The organism is Halorhodospira sp. 9628 (genome assembly GCF_022228075.1).
Classification (GTDB): Bacteria; Pseudomonadota; Gammaproteobacteria; order Nitrococcales; family Halorhodospiraceae; genus Halorhodospira; species Halorhodospira halophila_A.
Window position 1 is genome coordinate 1 of record NZ_JAJNRF010000010.1, and the last position, 17,351, is coordinate 17,351.

Consider the following 17,351-nt stretch of genomic DNA (forward strand, 5'->3'; position numbering starts at 1 on the left):
AACCAGGCCGGCGAGACCGAGGCCAAGGACGAGGCGGGGTCAAAGGGTACCTCGGGCTAACGCTCGGGGGGCACGCCCTTGCAGATCGCCCGATTGGCGCCCCGGAACGCATGCCGGGGCGCCAATCGGAGCGAGCGGACCCGAGCTTGACGTACGAATGCGAATCGTTATCATAAACCATTCAATCCAACATTATATAGATAACCCCCATGAAACGCCTCGCCCTCGCCCTCGCTGGACTGGTCGGGATCCCTCTGACTGCCGCCGACGCCTCCGGGCCGACGGAGATACGCGTCGCGCTGCCCCCCGATCCCAATGCGGTGCCGGTATTCATCCTCGAGCAGCGACAGGACGAGTTCCTCCCCGACGCCGAACTCGAGCTGGTACCGAACCCCGCGGGCGATCCATCGGCCATGCGCGCCATGGTGCAGGACGGCCGCACCGATTTCGCCTTCTTCAACCTTGTGGGGGGCGTGCGATTCGTGGAGGGTGGACTCGATCAACTCGAGCTAGTCGCCCCCTGGGTCTGGCAGGGCATCTATCTGCTCACCCCTGAGGACGGCGCCGGAGCGAAAGCGACAGATGGCAACCAGGTATTAGTCGCGCCCGGGCTTTCGACCCCACCCCATGTGGTCACAGAGCGAGCCCTTACCGAACACGGCATCACGCCGGATTTCGCCAGTAGCGGCGCCGGCATGGCATTACTGGCCCAGGCTCGGAACCCCCGGCGCGCCCCTGAGGGCGTCGCCGCGCCGGAGCCGCTGATCAGCCTGATCCTCCACCAGCAGGCGGCCGACGACTGGGAGCAGCAATGGGCCATTGAGCTGGACCCGGCCCAGGCCCTTGAGCAACAGCTCGACGTGCGGATCCCGCTGGGGGCCATCTGGGCCGTGCGGGACCAAGTCGACGACGAGCAGCGACAAGCCCTGATGCAGGGGATCGAGACCGTCACCGACTGGCTGGCCGCCCCCGAGAACCACGAGCAAGCCGCCCGCATCACCGCCGAGCGATTCGACACCTTCTTCGAAATGCCGATCCCCGAGGCGGCGCTACTGCGCATGCTCCGTAGCGAGCGGGTGGTGTGGAATCCGGAGGGTGATGAGGACACGCGTCAGGCCGTGGATGACTACCTGCGCGAGGTCTTCGACACGCAGCCACCGGCCGGCCTCTGACCGATCCCGCGCCCCCTGCCGCGCACCGCCCCCCGCCCGCCCCATTCGGACTTCTCGCACGGAGGACTGATGAACCAGCGCCGCCTCTGGACCAGCTGGCCACCCTGGGCTGGACTCCTCGGCGTTGCAGCGCTGTGGCTGGTCACCGCTGAGCAAGTGCCGGACTCCATCCTGCCGGATCCGCAAACCGTCGCCGTTGAACTCGGAGGCTTCCTTCAATCCACCGAGCACTGGGCGAGCACCGCGGTGACGCTGCGCAACGTCGTGCTCAGCTTCCTGTTCTCAGTGCTCGGCGGCGTGACCATCGGACTGTGGGCGGCACGATGGCCAACCCTGCAGCGGGCGCTGCACCCGGTCATCGTCCTGATCGAGGCAGCCCCGCATATCGCCTGGTTGGTCCTTGCGGTCCTCTGGCTCGGCATCGGCGCCGGCCCTCCGGTGCTGGTGGGCGTAAGCATGGCGCTGCCTCTGATCTACATGGCCACCAGCCACGGCATTGCGCAAATCGACCGGGGCATCATGGACATGGCCCATGTGTACCAGCTCGACTGGTACACCCGCCTGACCCGCATCCTGCTCCCCCACCTGGCGCTGACCCTGGCCGGCGCGGCCTCCGGGGCGCTATCGGTCAGCTGGCGCGCAGTGATCATGGCCGAGGCATTCGCAAGCGATGCGGGGCTGGGGCAATCGCTCTGGGGGAGCTACCTCTACGGCGCCGTGACGACGGTCTATGCCCACGTCCTGTGGATCGTCACCCTCGGACTGGCGCTGGAGTACCTGCTGATTCATCCCGGCCGGCAACTCATCGAACGAAGGCTCCAACATGCGTAACCAGACCGACCTAGGGCCCACGGATCCAGCCCTGGCAACCCGGCACGGCGGTCCCGTCGTCGCCCTGGAAGGCACAAGCCGCATCTTCTCCGGCGGCGGGGGCCTATCGGCAGTCGACCTCGCCGTGACCCCCGGCGAGGTCGTCGGGGTCACCGGCGCCAGTGGCTGCGGCAAATCCACCCTGCTGCGCCTGATCGCCGGACGCGAAACACCCGACACCGGCACCATCCGGCGCCATTACGGTCGACTGGGCATGGTCTTCCAGGAACCCCATCTCCTCCCTTGGCTAACCGCACAGGGCAATATCGAGCTGGTGCTGCCCCGGACGGAGAAGCCTCGCGCACTGGAGGCGCTGCGCGGCGTCGGTCTGGAAGCGGCGGCCCGCCAATACCCAGCGCAGCTCTCCGGCGGCATGCGCCAGCGGGTGGGGATTGCCCGTGCGCTGGCTGCTCATCCGGACTTGCTGCTGATGGACGAGCCTTTTGCCAGCTTGGACTACATCAACCGAGCCGAACTGCTCGAGCTGGTTCGCGAGCGGGTGGTGGACTCGGGCGTAGCTGCGGTCTTCGTCAGCCACGACGTACGGGAAATCGTCCAGCTTTGCCACCGCATCCTGGTGATCGGAGACACGCCGGGGCAGATCCGGGCCGAGCTCGAGCACCCTGCTCAAAAAAGAGGGGTACACCTGCGCCCCGGCGCACTGGCCAACCTGGAAGAGCGCGTGCTTACGGCCATACGGGGGCATCCGACACCAGCCTGCCAGCAGGAGCCCGAAACTCTGGATAACCCCCAATCAGCCTGACAGGCCCTCGCTCAGCGGAAGGAGGATAATTTTTGTGGTCATTGAGTAGGATGGGGTACTATATCCTTGATCAATAAAGTTTGGCGGGGTCGAGATCCAGGTGGAACGGTTGGGCGAGCAAGGCGCGCCGGAAGAAAAGCCGTCCGATGCGGAGACCAAGCTCAGTCTACTGCGCGAAGGTCTTGGGGCGGGCTTCTGGCGGCAGGAGTTCGAGTCAGGCCGTGTGACGGCAGACGAGCAACTGCTTACGCTGTATGGGCACCCGGGGACAGATCCATCCACTGGTCCCGTTCCGTGGTGGACGGAGGCGCTCTGGCGTGAGCACGTCCACCCAGAGGACCGGGCACGGGTGGAGGCGTCTTTTCGCGAGGCCTTTGACCGCCACACCGCCTGGGATCTGACCTACCGCATCCGGCGTGCGGATGGGGCGATCCGGTATCTGCGCTCAACGGGCCGTGTGGAATGCGATGCCGAGGGCACACCCACCCACTTGCTCGGCGTTGAGCATGATGTCACCGCCGAAAAAGACGCGGAACGGACTCAGGAGGAGCTCTCGCAGCGCCTGCACCTGGCGACCTCGGCCGCCAACATCGGCATCTGGGACTACGACCTGACCAGTGGACGGCTCGAGTGGGATGAGGGCATGTTCCGCCTCTACGGTGTGGACCCGGCCACTTTCGGTCATTCATTCGAGGACTGGGCCGAGGCCCTGTTACCCGGGTCCCGCGATAGCGCGGTGGCTGCGCTGAACGAGGCGGTAGCCACCCGCACTCCATTCAATATCCGGATGGACATCCGCCGCGCGGATGACGGCCGATTCCGCACCCTGCTCGGGCTTGCCCAGGTGGTCTGCGATGCCTCCGGCGCCCCGGTGCGGGTCGTGGGCGTCAACCAGGATGTAACCGAGGAGGAAGAGAACCTCCGCCACCTCGCCGCGGCAGAGGCCAAGTTCCGCGGGCTCTTCGAACTCTCGCCGGTTGGTATCGCCATGAACGACTTCCACACCGGCGAGTTCCTCGATTTCAACGACGCCATCAACGAGCCCGCCGGCTACACCCGCGAGGAGTTCCGGGCGCTGAGCTACTGGGACGTGACCCCGGAGGCGTATCGACCGCAGGAACTCGAGCAGATCGAGTCGCTGCAACGCACTGGACGCTACGGGCCGTTCCAAAAGGAGTACATCCACAAGGACGGCCACTGCTATCCGGTCCTGCTCCACGGCTTCAAGACCACCACCCCGGAGGGGCGCGAGGTCATCTGGTCGATCATCCAGGATATCTCCGACATCGAGCAGACCCGACAAGCGCTGGAGGACGCCAACAACCAGCTCGCCTCGTTGATGGATAACGTCCCGGGGATCACCTTCCGCTGCCTCGACGACGATGACTGGACCATGCTTCTGGTCAGTCAGGCGGCCGAGCGGGTGACCGGCTACGCCAGCGACGAACTGGTCAACAATGCCACTGTCTCCTACGCCCAGCTCATTCACCCGGATGATTTGGCCGGGGTCGATGAGGCCATCGCCGAGGCAGTGGGCGAAAACCGTCCCTGGGAGGTGCAATACCGCCTCCAGCACCGGGACGGCTCACTACGCTGGGTCCAGGAGCGTGGGGTTGCCGTGCGCAATGCCCAGGGCGATGTGGTCCACCTGGACGGGTTCGTGCTCGATATCACCGAACAGCACCGCGCCGAGCAAGCCCTGCAGGCGGCCAAGGAACGCTTCGCCGGGATCTTCGAGCAGACCGGCAGTGGCGTGGCCGTGTACCGCCCGGTGGATCAGGGACGGGATTTCGAGTTCATCGATCTCAACCCGGCATCCGAGCGCATTGAACAGAGATCCCGAGATGAACTCATCGGCCAGACGCTCGCCGAATGCTTCCCGGGTGTCGAGGAGATGGGCCTGCTCGCGGCGCTGCAGCGGGTGGCTGACACCGGCGTGCCCGAAGAGCTCCCGCTGGCCGCCTACCAGGACGAACGGATCACCGGCTGGCGCGAGAACCGGATCTTCCGGCTCTCTTCCGGCGAAGTGGTTGCGGTCTACGAGGACCGCACGGAGGTCAAGCGGGCTCAACAGGAGTCCGAGCGGGCGCGGGAGCAGCTGGCCAATCTCGCCGCGCAGCTACCCGGATTCATCTATCAATACCGCCTCTGGCCTGACGGAAGCTCGGCTTTCGTCTACGCCAACGAGGGCATTGAGAAGATCTACGGCATCACGCCTCAAGAGGCCATGGAGTGCGCCGATCGCCTCTTCGAAGTCGTCTGGGAGGCCGACCGGGAAGGGGTTTACCGGAGCATTGAGCAATCGGCCGAGACCCTCACACCCTGGCGCTACAGCTACCGGATCCAGCACCCCTTAAAAGGCACGGCCTGGCTGGAGGGCCACGCCACACCGGAGCGCCTGGCCGATGGCAGCACCCTCTGGCACGGGTATGTGCACGATATCACCGACCGAGTCCGGGCCGAGCAGGAGTTGAACGATAGCAAGGCGCTGCTCGAGGAATTCTTCAATCAGTCGATCATGGGCTTTTTCTTCATGATGCTCGATGAGCCGATCGACTGGCACGCGGCCTCAGAGGCGGAGAAAGAATCGCTGCTTGACTATGTCGTGGCCCATCAGCGGATGACCAAGATCAATCAGGCCATGCTCGATCAATATGGCGCTGACCGTGAGGATTTCATCGGCCGCACCTACCGGGACTTTTTCCCCGAGGAACAGCTTGAGCACGGTCGCGCCGTGCTTCGGGAGATTTTCGATCAAGGCCGGGCCCATGCGGTGACGCATGAGCAGAAAGGGGATGGCACGCCCATCATCATCCTTGGGGACTATACCTGCCTGCACGATGAATATGGCCGCGTCACCGGCCACTTCGGTGTCCAGGACGACATCACCGAGCGCCGGCAGCAGCAGGAGGCCCTGGTGCGAGCCCGGCAGGAAGCCGAGCAAGCGAACCGGGCCAAGAGCGAGTTCCTGGCCAACATGAGCCACGAGATCCGCACGCCGATGAATGCGGTCATCGGTCTCAGCCAACTCCTTGCGCAAAGCGAATTGAGCGCCAAGCAGCGCGATCAGCTGCGGAAGATCGAACACTCATCGAGGATGCTGCTCGGCATCCTCAACGACATCCTCGACTTCTCCAAGATCGAGGCAGGCAAGCTGGAGCTGGAGACCCACGAGTTTCAGCTCTGCGATGTGATCGAGCAGATGGCGACCCTCTTTGGCGAGAAGGCCCACGCCGGCGGCCTGGAACTGCTCTACGACATCCCGCCGAGCCTGCCACAGACCCTGGTCGGCGACTCCCTGCGCCTTGCCCAGGTGCTCAGCAACCTGCTCGGCAACGCCACGAAGTTCACCGAGCGAGGCGGCACCGTGGAGCTTGGTATACGGAGTGTCGAGTCGGCGCTCGCCGGCCACACCAGGCTCCGCTTCTACGTACGTGACACGGGCATCGGCATGAGCGAGGCGCAAATCGCCCGGATCTTTCAGGCCTTCGGCCAGGCCGACACCTCCACCACCCGGCGTTATGGCGGCACCGGCCTTGGACTGGTGATCAGCCGGCGGCTGGTTGAAGCCATGGGCGGTGAACTCACGGTCGACTCCGTCCCCGGGGAAGGCAGCACGTTTGCCTTCACACTCACTCTGCCTCTCGGCGAAGACCGCGAAGCGACCATCGCCTGCCCGAATACCCGCGGCCACCGCGTGCTGATTGTCGACGATCAGCCCAGCGCCCGCGAGATCATGCGCGAACTCCTCCACCACTGCGCGTTCACGACCGAGGAGGCGGCCAGCGGCGAGGCGGCCATCGAGCGGATCGTAGCGGCGGAGCAGCGCGGGGAGCCCTTCGATTTCATCCTGCTCGATTGGATGATGCCCGGGGGCATGACCGGTACCGAGACCTGTGCCGAGATCGAACGCCGGCGCCAGTCCGGCGAGCTTCGCCAGACCCAGCCGCCGATCCTGATGGTTAGCGCCTACGCGCGGGAGGAGATCGAGATCGGCGAAGACCAGGTCACCGACTTCCTGGCCAAACCCCTGACCGCCTCTTCGCTCTACGATGCGCTAGCCCGCGCTGAGCGGGGGGGAGAGCCGGGACGCGATGCCCCCTCATCCCACCACGCACCGGACCTGCGCGGCCACCGCCTGCTGCTCGTTGAAGACAACGAGATCAACCGGGAGGTGGCCACGGAACTGCTGGAGAAGACCGGGGCTACCGTGGCGACCGCGGAGAACGGCACCGTGGCCGTCGAGACGGTGCGCGCCAATCCGCCGGATCTGGTGCTGATGGACCTGCAGATGCCGGTGATGGACGGCTATGAGGCGATGCGGGTACTGCGCGAAGAAGGCTACGACCGCCCCATCCTCGCCCTCTCAGCGGCCGTGATGGATGAGGATCGTCAGCGCGCGGCGCAGGCCGGCGCCGATGGCCACCTGGGCAAGCCGATCGAAAGCCCGGATCTCTACGCCGCACTGATCGAGCATCTGCGGGCCGAGCGCACCGCGGCGGCGGTCCCGGAAGATTATGTTTCGGCCCGGGAAACTCATACTCTGCCAGCCGGACCGCCCGGGTTCGATCTCGAACGCGGGCTTCGCCAGCTCGGTGGCGATGAAACCCTCTACCTGCGGCAGCTGCGCAGGTTCCGCGGCCAACTGACCACGGACTACACCGCGCTGATCGACTATCTGCGCGCCGGTGATAACGCGCAGGCGAGCCGACTCGCCCACACCCTCAAGGGCGTGGCCGGAACACTCGGGGCCGTGGACCTGCAGCAGCAGGCGGAGCAAATCGATCACGCCCTGAAAACCGGTCATGCGGTCACCGCGGAATGCATCGAAGCCCTTGAGCAGGCTTTGCAGGATGCCGGTCAGGCCTTAAACGGGCTCAACAGCGAGCCGGAACCAGCCCGGCAAGGGTCGCCGGAGGCCGTGACGTGCCTGCGGCAAAAACTGGAGGCCAGCGAACTCATCGAGGAGGAAACGTTCCAGGAGGCCCTGGCCTACCTGCGCGGCCAGGGACTCGACTGCGATGCATTGGAGGCCCTCGTGGAACAGTTCGAGCTCGATGAGGCGCTGCAGCGGCTCAACTCGCTGCTGACAGGTAACCAAGAAGGGGCAACATGAGCAGCGATACGCCACACCAGAGCGTTCTGGTGGTCGATGATGAGCCCACGAACATCCAGGCGCTTGGCAATCTGCTCAAGGACAACTACCGGGTTCAGGTCGCTAACTCCGGCGACAGGGCATTGGTGATGCTGCAGGCTTCGCACCGGCCCCAACCGGATCTGATCCTCCTCGACATCCAGATGCCGGGCCTCGATGGGTACGAGGTTTGCCGCCGCCTCAAGGCGGATCCGCAAACCAGTGGCATCGACATTATCTTCGTCACGGCACGTGATGCGGCCAGTGATGAGGAATACGGCCTGAGTCTCGGCGCGGTGGACTACATCACCAAGCCGTTTTCACCGGCGATTGTCCGCGCGCGGGTGGACACCCACATGCGCCTTCGACACAAGACGGATCTGCTCGAGCAGCAGGTTGCTGAGCTGGAGGCGCAACGCCAGGCCCGGGACCAGGCCCTGCAGCGCGCCGAGCGGACCGAGCAGATGGGGGCGATCGGGCACTGGGTTGCCTACCCGGAGACCGGGAAGCTGATCTGGTCTTCGATGACCTATCAGCTTTGCGGCTTCGACCCGGAGGGGCCGCCACCGGACTGGGAGTCGTTCATCGCCCGGGTCCCCGAGGGGTATCGAGACCAGGTCGCCGAATTCCAGTTCGAGAACAATCCCTCCCTGCTCTCCTGCGAGGGCGAGTACCGCATCGTCCACCCCGGGGGGCGCACGCTTTGGGTCCGCGAGATCGCCCAGCGCTGGCAGGGTGAGCACGGCCAACAAATCATTCAGGGGACCATTCAGGACATCACCGAGCAGCGCCAGGCGCTGGAGCGCAGCGAGGCGGGCCGGCAACGAATCGAGGCCATCCTTCGGGCGGTACCTGATGTGGCCCTGACCGAGGTTGACTTGGAGGGCACAGTGCGCGAGGCCAACCACAGTGCCGAGCGCATGTTTGGGTACACACGCGCACAGCTGGTCGGCAGCGACATCTGTATACTGCATGACCCTGACGAATATGCGCAGATCCGTGAGGGGATCGCCCGCATGCAGGAAACCGGCGAAGGCTACACCACGGAGTGCGAGCTGATTCGGGGTAGCGGGGAGCGTTTCCAGGCGCAAGTGAGCGCCGCGCCGCTGCTCAATGAGCGTGGCGAAGTCGTGGGAAAGATCGGTGCCTGTATCGATCTATCGACTCAATTTGCCCATGAGCAGCGTCTGCGCATGGCCCAGGAGGCCGCCGGCTTCGGGGTCTGGGACTGGGACCTGGCGGCGGATCAGGTGTACTGGGATGAGGCCTGCTGGCGCATGCTCGGCTATGATCCCCATCAGCAGGGCGCCCTGACCTTCGCCGACTGGCAGGCGATGATCCATCCCGAGGATCTTGAACGCATCCAGCCGGTGATCGAAAGCCACCTCGACGAAGGCCGGCCCTTCACGGTCGAACTCCGCTACCGCTGCGCCGATGGCGGCTGGCTCTGGGTGCAGGGACGGGGGCAGACCCTGCGCCGCGGCGCCGACGGCTCGCCGAGCTACATGGTGGGTACCCATGTCGATGTCCAGACCCTCAAGGAGACCGAGTTCGCACTGCGCCGCAGCGAGCTGGAACTGACCGAGGCCAAGCGCATTGCCCGGCTCGGGCACTGGCTTTACGACATCCCTTGCGGAACAGTTCACTGGTCGAACGAGATGTACCGCCTCCTCGGCCTAGAGCCGACGCAGGAGCCCATGGACTGGGAGAGTTTTCTCTCCAGAGTGCCGGCCAAGGATCACCCGGCCCTCCATCAGGCCATCGACCGCACCCTGAACCAGGGAGAGCCTTACGAGATCGAGCACCGCCTGACAACCCCGGACGGCAGTCAGCGGATTGTGCAGGCACGCGGCTATGCGGAGTTTGACGCAGCCGGGAATCCGCAAATCCTGCGCGGGACGGCCCAGGACGTCACCGAGCAACGGACCCTTCAGCACGAGCTCGCCGAGCGGGAGGCCCATTACCGGGACCTTGTCGAGAACCAGCCGCTGATGATTAAGCGCTTCCTGCCCGATACCACCATCACCTATGCCAACCCCGCCCTGGCAGCGCATGTGCAGACCGAACCGGATCAGCTGATCGGGCAACGCTGGATCGACTTCCTGCCCGCCGATGAGCGCGATGAGGCACGAGCGCACCTGGCGAGGCTGACTCCTCAGGAGCCGGTAGGCCACTTCGAGAACAGCATTCCCGGCGCGGACGGCCAGACCCACTGGACCCTCTGGACCAACCGCGCATTCTTCGATGAGCACGGCACACTGAGCCACGTCCAGTCGGTGGGCGTGGATATCACCGCGCGCCGCCGCGCCGAGCAGGCCGAGCAGCAGCTGCGCGAGCAGCTTCAACAGCGGCAGCAGGAGCTCGAGGCGATCATCGAGGCGGCCAGCTCGGTCAGCCTGATCAAGACCGACCTGAATTCCGTCATCCTCGAGGCCAGCACCGGCGCTGAGGCGCTGTTCGGATACGACCGCGAGGAGCTGCTCGGCCAACACGTCAGCCTGCTGCATACCGAAGCGGACATGGAGCGGCTGCCCCAATATGTGGATCAGCTGTTCCGCGAGCACCAACCGATCCGCCTAGAGACCGAGCTGCGCCGCCGGGATGGCAGCACGTTCCCGGCGCTGTTCACCGTCCACCCCATCACCGATCAGCGCGGAGAGCTGGTGGCGACACTGGGCGTTAGCTTCGACATCAGCCACCAGAAGCGTGCGGAGCGGGAGCTGGCCGAGGCCGTGGAGGCCAAGACGACTTTCCTCAACGCGGTCAGCCACGATCTGCGCTCGCCCCTCAACGCTCTGACCGGTTTTGTGGAACTGCTCGCCGAGCCGGACCTGGAAGAAGAGCAGCGTCAGGTCTACGTGCAACAGTGCCGCCGTGCCAGTGGTCGTCTGCTGGAACTGATCGATTCGCTGCTCGATCTCAGCCGACTGCAGGCCGGGCGGCTGGAACTGCGCCCGACCCCCTTCGACCTGCACTCGGCGATCGAGGGCCAGTGCACCGTCTACACCGCCCTGGCCCAAGAACACGGCCTGGCGTTCTCTTGCAGCATCGACCCCGGCGTGACGCACTGGGTGAACGCCGATGCCACCCGGATGGGCCAGATCCTGTCGAACCTGCTCAGCAACGCCATCAAGTACACCAACGAAGGCCATATCGATCTAACGGTATGCACAGAGCCCGATGAACGGATCAGCTTCCGCGTGCGCGATACCGGGGCGGGGATTCCCCCAAACCAGCAGGCGCACATCTTCGCGGCCTTCGATCGCGCCGGCTATCGCGGCTCGCGCAGCGGCCACGGCCTGGGCCTGGCCATCGTGCGCGAACTCACCGAGCTTTTCGGCGGAGAGATCTCGCTCGAGAGCACGCCGGGGGTAGGCTCCACGTTCACCGTGACGCTCCCGTTGCCACCCGTAGCGGCACCGGGGACAGACCGCGCCACCGCCGCTGGCCTGAGCGCCACCACCCGGCCCTCTGGCGGGGATACGCAGGCGGACCCGCTGCGTGTACTGGTGGCCGATGACCAGACGGTCAACGTCTTCCTAGCCCGGACCCTCCTCGAGCAACTCGGCTGCACGGTCACCACGGCCGAGGACGGCGCCGGCGCTCTGGCGGCCTGGCAAACAAGGACTTTCGATGCCCTGGTGCTCGACCGCCACATGCCCGGACTCGATGGCGACAAGCTGGCCGAACACATCCGGGCCGAGGAACAGGCCGAGGGCTACCCCCGGGTACCCATCGCCCTTTACACCGCCTATGCCCGCAACGAAGTGGAAGCGGTCCTGGAGTCCGCGCTCTTCGATGCGTTCTTGGGCAAGCCGCTGGATCGCACGGAGCTGCGGCAATGGATCGAATCGCTGGCGCTGCGGAAGGAGCCCGAGACCGGCACCACCACCGGAGAGCCCACCCGTGGAAGCGCACCCCATCCCTAGCTGGGACGATGCCATGGATGCCATGGGGCATCCGATCTTCCTCCACGACCAGGACTATCGCATCCTGCGCGCGAATCGCGCCTACCTGGAGCAGGCCGGCGCCACGCTCGATCAGGTGACCGGCCAGCCCTACTGGCACTTCTTCCCTCGCGGCGAGGGCCCCCTGCCCGGATGCCAGTCGGCCATGGCCAAAGTATCCGCCGGCGACGCCGGTCCTTCCGAGACCGGCTGCTCCGAGACCTCCGAAGAAATCGAACTGCCTGACGGCCGAGTCTTTCACTCACGCTCGTATGTGGTTCTGGATGAACAGGGGGCCTACCGCAGCTCGGTCCATATCCTCGAGGACATCACCGACAGGCGCTATCTCGAACAAGCCCACCACGCCGCCGAAGCCAAATTCCAGGCGATTACCACCGCCGCGCGCGATGCCATCGTTCTGATCGATGCCGAGGACCGGCTGGTGTACTGCAACCCGGCCTTCGAGCGACTACTCGGTTATCGCGCCAACCAACTTGCAGGTGCCCCCTTCCATGACCGTTTCGTCCCCGAGCGCCACCGGGAGGCGATGCAGGCAGGCATGCGCCACTTCCGGGAGTCCGGCGGCAAAACCCGCGTGGGCCAACAGACCGAAGTCGTGGCCATCCACCGCGACGGACACGAGATCGCCCTGGAGCTGACCCTGGCACCCGTACAGATTGCCGGGCGCTGGCACGCGGCGGGGATCCTGCGCGATATCAGTGAGCGTCGAGCCCTGGAAGAGGAGCGCCAACGTACGCTGGAGGACCAAAGGATGTTCCTCGCCGCGGTCAGCCACGACCTGCGCACGCCGCTCAATGCCATCACGGGATTCTTGGATCAGTTGGCGCACTCCGAGCTGGACCCGCGGCAGCATCACCATGTGGAGCTTTGCCAAGCCGGAAGCCATACCCTGCTCGGGCTCATCGACACCGTCCTGGAGCTCTCGCGGCTGGAAGCCGGCCGAGTTCAGCTGAGCGAGGAGGATTTCGATCTGCGCGCGTTCATGGATACCCAGCTGGGGCTTCTCGTGCCGCTGGCCGAGCAGAAGGGCCTGCACCTGGAGTGGTCTTCAGGCACCGAAGCCCCATTCCGGGTCCATGGCGATCCGGTGCGCCTCGGTCAGGTGCTCTACAACCTGGTCAGCAACGCGCTGCGCTTCACCAAATCGGGCCATATCCGCGTTCACGTAGAGCGCGGTTCATCCGAGCATGAACTCGCCTTCACCGTCACGGACACCGGAGCCGGCATCCCGGAGGAAGACCAGCCGCACATCTTCGAGGCGTTCCGGCAGGCTGGTCCTGCGCTCGCCCGCAAGGAAGGCAGCGGCCTGGGGCTGAAGGTCTGCAAAGAGCTGGTGGAGCTGATGGGTGGGCGCATCTCGGTCGAGAGCCAGCCCAGCCACGGAACGAGGTTCCGCTTCACGGTGGCGATGCCACCAGCCACCTCCGCCACCCCGTTGCTATACACCCCCGAAGAGGCCGAAGTTGATACAAGCGCGCCGGTGGGGACTGGGCTGCGCGTTCTCGTCGCCGAAGATGAGCCGACCAACGCACTACTCGTGAACAACCTGCTCGAACAGGCTGGCTGCGCACAGATCACCTGCGTGCAAAATGGCCGCGAGGCCATCGAGCACTGGCAGCAAGCGAGCCCCGACCTCGTCCTGCTCGACCTTCAAATGCCCGAGCTGGATGGCCGTGAGGCACTGCGCATAATCCGTTCACAAGAGGCGGAACACGCCCTGGCGCGCACGCCCATCGCCCTGATCACCGCCCATGCCCTGGAGCACTTCCAACAGGAGTGCTTCGGCCTCGGCTGCGATGCCTATCTGAACAAACCGCTCGAGCGCAAGGAACTCTGGCTCTTGCTGGCCAGGATTGTTAGCGGCCCCGTAGGCTGACCCCAGCTGGCCAACAGAGTTGACCCACCCTCGGAAGGCGGGCCCGCCCTACGGGGTAACAAAGCAAAACCGGTAAAAATACGGCGCCTCAGGCCCCATCAAACGATGGCCAGCGGCCGGGGGCCGTCCGGCGGCGGGAAGAGTTCTTCGAGTTCCGTATGCTGCGCCTCGGTCAGGGTGATCTCGAGCGCGGCGCGGTTTTCGAGAACACGCTCCGGCGTTCGCGTCTTCGGGATGGCGATCACGTCGCCCTGATCCAGCAACCAGGCCAGCGCCGCCTGGGCCGCCGTGATGCCGTGACGCTCCGCAAAGCCCACGAGACGCCAGTCGTTCAGCAGCCCGCCCTGCCCGAGCGGGCAGTAAGCCATGACCGGGATGCCGCGTTGGCGCAACCACGGCAGCGTGTCCCAGTCGATACCCCGCTCGCCAAGGTGATAGAGCAGCTGATTCGCGGCGACCGCGCCCCCGCCGGGCACCCCCCAGAGTTCCTGCAGGTCAGTCGCATCGAGGTTGCTCACGCCCCAGTGGCGAATGCAGCCCGCGCGCTGCAAATCCTGGAATCCGGCCACCGCCTCCCCCAACGAGGCGCCGCCGCGCCAGTGCAGCAGGTAGAGATCGATCCGATCCGTGCCCAGACGCTCGAGACTCTGCTGACACGAGCGGACCACGCCCTTGCGGCTTGCATTCCACGGGAAGACCTTGCTGACGACGAAGGCCTGATCCCGCCGCCCGGCCAGGGCCTCGCCCACCACCCGCTCGGCACCGCCGTCGCCATACATCTCAGCGGTATCGATCAGGGTCAGCCCGGCATCCAGCCCGGCCTGCAGCACCGCGACCTCGGCCGCGCGCTCGCTTGGGCGCTCACCCATGCGCCAGGTCCCCTGGCCGAGGGCCGGAACCCGCTCTCCGTCGGGTAAAACGACATGGCGCTGCATCTCACCTCCTTGCCCCTGGATCGGCCAGGATTCCACAGAACCTGTGGAAAACCGTGTGGAGAAAGTCAGCTGAACCCGCTTCGCGAAGGCCTTCGAGGTCTATTGGACAAAGACTGTCCAGCTACAAACCAACCACAAATCAGCACCTTGCGAACACGCCTCCAGATGTCAGCGGCTTACGCGGGGTTCTCGCATCGCCTGTGCAGAAATAACCACGCTGGTTCTGCGTCGGGCGGGAATGTCAACCCCGCATCCCTTCGAGCGGGCGAAGATTCAGTGGACGACCGGGCCAGCGCCATTCCACCAATGCGACGCGCCCTTTAACCCGTTATCCCGCAGGGTTTTGTAGTCCGTTAGGCTCTCCAGGAAAGGACTTGAGTGCACGTTCGATCTGGTGGAAATCGCCGACCTGGCAAACTGGCGACTTGAAATGCGCTGGCGGAGAGGGAGGGATTCGAACCCCCGGAGGGCGCATGCCCTCACCCGATTTCAAGTCGGGTGCTTTCGACCGCTCAGCCACCTCTCCTATGGAACAGGATGGTAGCGCACAGGCGCCACTGCGGGCCACCCGGGATACCGGCGAACGCCGCCCGGGTCAGTCCTCGGTACCGCCCGGCAGCGGGTATCGCATCTCAAGCGTGTTGCCCTCCGGGCGCCGCAGGTAACAGACCTGCCACATCAGGGCCTGGATGATCCGCAGCCCGCGGCCGCCCTCGTCCAGATCCACCGTGCCGCCGGACGCCTCCACCGGGGGCAAGTCCGGGCCTGTTGCCTCGCCCTCATCGTGGATCCGGACGATCAGCCAGTCGTCGTCTTGCCGGACGGTGATGCGCACGGTGTAGCCTGCGCGTTGGCCGTGGGCGTGGATGATGGCGTTGTTGACCGCCTCGCACAGGGCCAACTCGACCGCTCCGGCTGCCTCTTCGCCCAACCCCAGCTGCCCCGCCAGTCGCTGCCAGGCCCGGCAGGCGTCAGCCACCTGGCGCAGATCGCTATCAATCTGCAATTCCAGGAGCAGGCCCGCGTTCACGCCTTGGCCAGCTCAGCAACCGCCTGTTCGGCATCGGGATAGATGGGGAACACCCCCTGATCGAGCCGGGTCACCCGGAACAGCTGGACGACCTTGGGCGCGCGCACACCGGCCAGCGCCACGGACCCGGCGGGGTCGATGTTCTTGCGCAGCGACAACAACGCGGACAGGCCGCTGGAGTCGATGAAATCGACCCGAGCGAGATCGACCACCAGGCGGGTCATGCCGGCATCCATGGCCTCGAGTGCCGCCCGCTTGAACGCCGGTGCCTCGCTGGCGTCGAGCCGCTCAACATGAACCTCCACGACGGCCACCCCGTCTCGATCCGCGCGCCGGTACCCCATCCGCTCACTCCTTTGTGCTACCGCCCTGTTGGCCTGCCCCTAGGAAACGCAGACAGGCAAAGGTTACGTCATCGCTCGGGGGTTGGTCCGCGTGATCTTCCATCATCCGCCGCACCCCCTGGATCACCGTGTCCACCGAGCAGCCGCGCCAGTCCCGCAGCGCCCGCTCCAGGGTTTCGGCCGACAGCGGGCAACCCGCGGCATCCTCCACGTCCACCAGCCCGTCCGTGTAGAGGAAGAGTAAATCCCCCTCCGCCACGGCGAGCCGACCCTCCTCGTAGCCCCCCCAGCCGCCGACACCCACCGGCAGCCCACCGGCCTGCAGGGGCAGACTCCCGCCCCGCTCGCGGATCAACAACCCGGGCGGGTGTCCGGCGTTGGAGTAGCGAATCTCCCCCGCCGCCGGGTCGTAGATGACCACCATCAGCGTGAAGAACTTATCGAAGCGCTCCAGCGGGAACGCCTCATCCAGGGCGTCGAGGATCGCCGCCGGTGAGACCTGGCGGCGCTCGGCAACCCACTGGCGGATCGACTGCGCCACCGAGACCGAAACCAGCGCCGCCGCCACGCCGTGCCCGCTGACATCCAGCATATAGAGCACGACCCGACCATCGTCGAGCGGGATCGCCCCGAAGACGTCGCCACCAAGGACCGCACTGGGCTGGAAATACCAGTCCAGGGTATAGCCGACATCCACCGGCGGCGGATCCGGCAGCAGGGACTGCTGGACCCGCGAGGCGACACGCAGCTCGGCCTCGATCTGCCGCTGCTGCACCTGCAACTGCCGGTGCTGGGCGGCAAGCTGATCTGAACGGGCCTTGAGCTTGGCGTGGGTGCCGACCCGAGCGCGCACCACGGCGCTGTTGAACGGCTTGGTGATGTAATCCACCGCCCCGCGGGCCAGACCGTCCGCCTCCTCCTCCCAGTCGCTGAGGGCGGTGATAAAGATGACCGGGATCACCTGGGTTTGCGGATCACCTTGCAGGGTCTCCAGCACTTCATAGCCGGTGATCCCCGGCATGGTGATATCGAGCAGGATGACATCGGGCAGCGGCCCGCGGGCGATGATCGCCAGCGCCTGCTCCCCGCTACGGGCGATCAGGATGCGGTAGGCGTCGCCCAGCACCCGGGCGAGCAACTCCAGATTGATCGGCTCGTCGTCCACGATGAGGACGGTGGGCCGGTCCTCACAGCCAGCTTCCCTGCGATCCTTACCATCCATGCCATCCTCCGGCTGAGAAACGTCACGCCCCCCCATG

At 65.6% G+C, this 17,351-nt stretch carries 10 protein-coding genes and 1 tRNA gene; 6 read left to right on the top strand and 5 right to left on the bottom strand.

Annotation, left to right across the window (positions count from 1 at the left end):
- Positions 1 to 209: 209 nt before the first annotated feature.
- The 6 genes from LRG10_RS10105 (at position 210) to LRG10_RS10130 (ending at position 13,783) form a co-directional block, all read left to right on the top strand.
- Positions 210 to 1,172 carry a hypothetical protein gene (locus LRG10_RS10105; protein ID WP_238635501.1) on the top strand — a complete coding sequence of 321 codons (963 nt, stop codon included), beginning with the start codon at positions 210 to 212 and terminating at the stop codon, positions 1,170 to 1,172.
- Positions 1,173 to 1,241: 69 nt separating this feature from the next.
- Positions 1,242 to 2,003, top strand: a complete 762-nt coding sequence (locus LRG10_RS10110) for an ABC transporter permease (protein ID WP_201241528.1) — start codon at positions 1,242 to 1,244, stop codon at positions 2,001 to 2,003.
- Complete coding sequence (locus LRG10_RS10115) at positions 1,996 to 2,805, top strand: ABC transporter ATP-binding protein (RefSeq protein WP_238635502.1); 810 nt, start codon at positions 1,996 to 1,998, stop codon at positions 2,803 to 2,805. The genes LRG10_RS10110 and LRG10_RS10115 overlap by 8 nt, the downstream gene beginning before the upstream one ends.
- A 109-nt stretch (positions 2,806 to 2,914) precedes the next feature.
- A complete protein-coding gene (locus LRG10_RS10120) occupies positions 2,915 to 7,921 on the top strand; it encodes a PAS domain-containing protein (protein WP_238635503.1) in 5,007 nt (1,668 codons plus the stop codon).
- Positions 7,918 to 11,868: a PAS domain S-box protein gene (locus LRG10_RS10125; protein ID WP_238635504.1), complete on the top strand. Its 3,951-nt coding sequence runs from the start codon at positions 7,918 to 7,920 to the stop codon at positions 11,866 to 11,868. The genes LRG10_RS10120 and LRG10_RS10125 overlap by 4 nt, the downstream gene beginning before the upstream one ends.
- A complete protein-coding gene (locus LRG10_RS10130) occupies positions 11,846 to 13,783 on the top strand; it encodes an ATP-binding protein (protein ID WP_238635505.1) in 1,938 nt (645 codons plus the stop codon). Before LRG10_RS10125 ends, LRG10_RS10130 begins: the two co-directional genes overlap by 23 nt.
- Positions 13,784 to 13,881: 98 nt before the next feature.
- On the opposite strand, the gene LRG10_RS10135 is transcribed toward LRG10_RS10130, so the two are convergent.
- The 5 genes from LRG10_RS10135 to LRG10_RS10155 form a co-directional block, all read right to left on the bottom strand.
- Complete coding sequence (locus LRG10_RS10135) at positions 13,882 to 14,718, bottom strand: aldo/keto reductase (protein WP_238635506.1); 837 nt, start codon at positions 14,716 to 14,718, stop codon at positions 13,882 to 13,884.
- 436 nt (positions 14,719 to 15,154) lie between these two features.
- Positions 15,155 to 15,244: transfer RNA gene (locus tag LRG10_RS10140), tRNA-Ser, on the bottom strand.
- Between the two features lie 69 nt (positions 15,245 to 15,313).
- Entirely contained in the window at positions 15,314 to 15,748 is a 435-nt protein-coding gene (locus LRG10_RS10145) for an ATP-binding protein (protein ID WP_238635507.1), read from the bottom strand.
- On the bottom strand, positions 15,745 to 16,092 hold the full coding sequence (locus LRG10_RS10150; RefSeq protein ID WP_238635508.1) for an STAS domain-containing protein: 348 nt from the start codon (positions 16,090 to 16,092) through the stop codon (positions 15,745 to 15,747). Before LRG10_RS10150 ends, LRG10_RS10145 begins: the two co-directional genes overlap by 4 nt.
- Before the next feature lie 4 nt (positions 16,093 to 16,096).
- On the bottom strand, positions 16,097 to 17,314 hold the full coding sequence (locus LRG10_RS10155) for a PP2C family protein-serine/threonine phosphatase (RefSeq protein ID WP_238635509.1): 1,218 nt from the start codon (positions 17,312 to 17,314) through the stop codon (positions 16,097 to 16,099).
- Positions 17,315 to 17,351 lie beyond the last annotated feature (37 nt).

Coding starts and splice junctions, on each gene's coding strand:
- LRG10_RS10105 (WP_238635501.1), top strand. CDS start 210: ATGAAACGCCTCGCCCTCGCCCTCGCTGGACTGGTCGGGATCCCTCTG.
- LRG10_RS10110 (WP_201241528.1), top strand. CDS start 1,242: ATGAACCAGCGCCGCCTCTGGACCAGCTGGCCACCCTGGGCTGGACTC.
- LRG10_RS10115 (WP_238635502.1), top strand. CDS start 1,996: ATGCGTAACCAGACCGACCTAGGGCCCACGGATCCAGCCCTGGCAACC.
- LRG10_RS10125 (WP_238635504.1), top strand. CDS start 7,918: ATGAGCAGCGATACGCCACACCAGAGCGTTCTGGTGGTCGATGATGAG.
- LRG10_RS10135 (WP_238635506.1), bottom strand. CDS start 14,718: ATGCAGCGCCATGTCGTTTTACCCGACGGAGAGCGGGTTCCGGCCCTC.
- LRG10_RS10150 (WP_238635508.1), bottom strand. CDS start 16,092: ATGGGGTACCGGCGCGCGGATCGAGACGGGGTGGCCGTCGTGGAGGTT.
- LRG10_RS10155 (WP_238635509.1), bottom strand. CDS start 17,314: ATGGATGGTAAGGATCGCAGGGAAGCTGGCTGTGAGGACCGGCCCACC.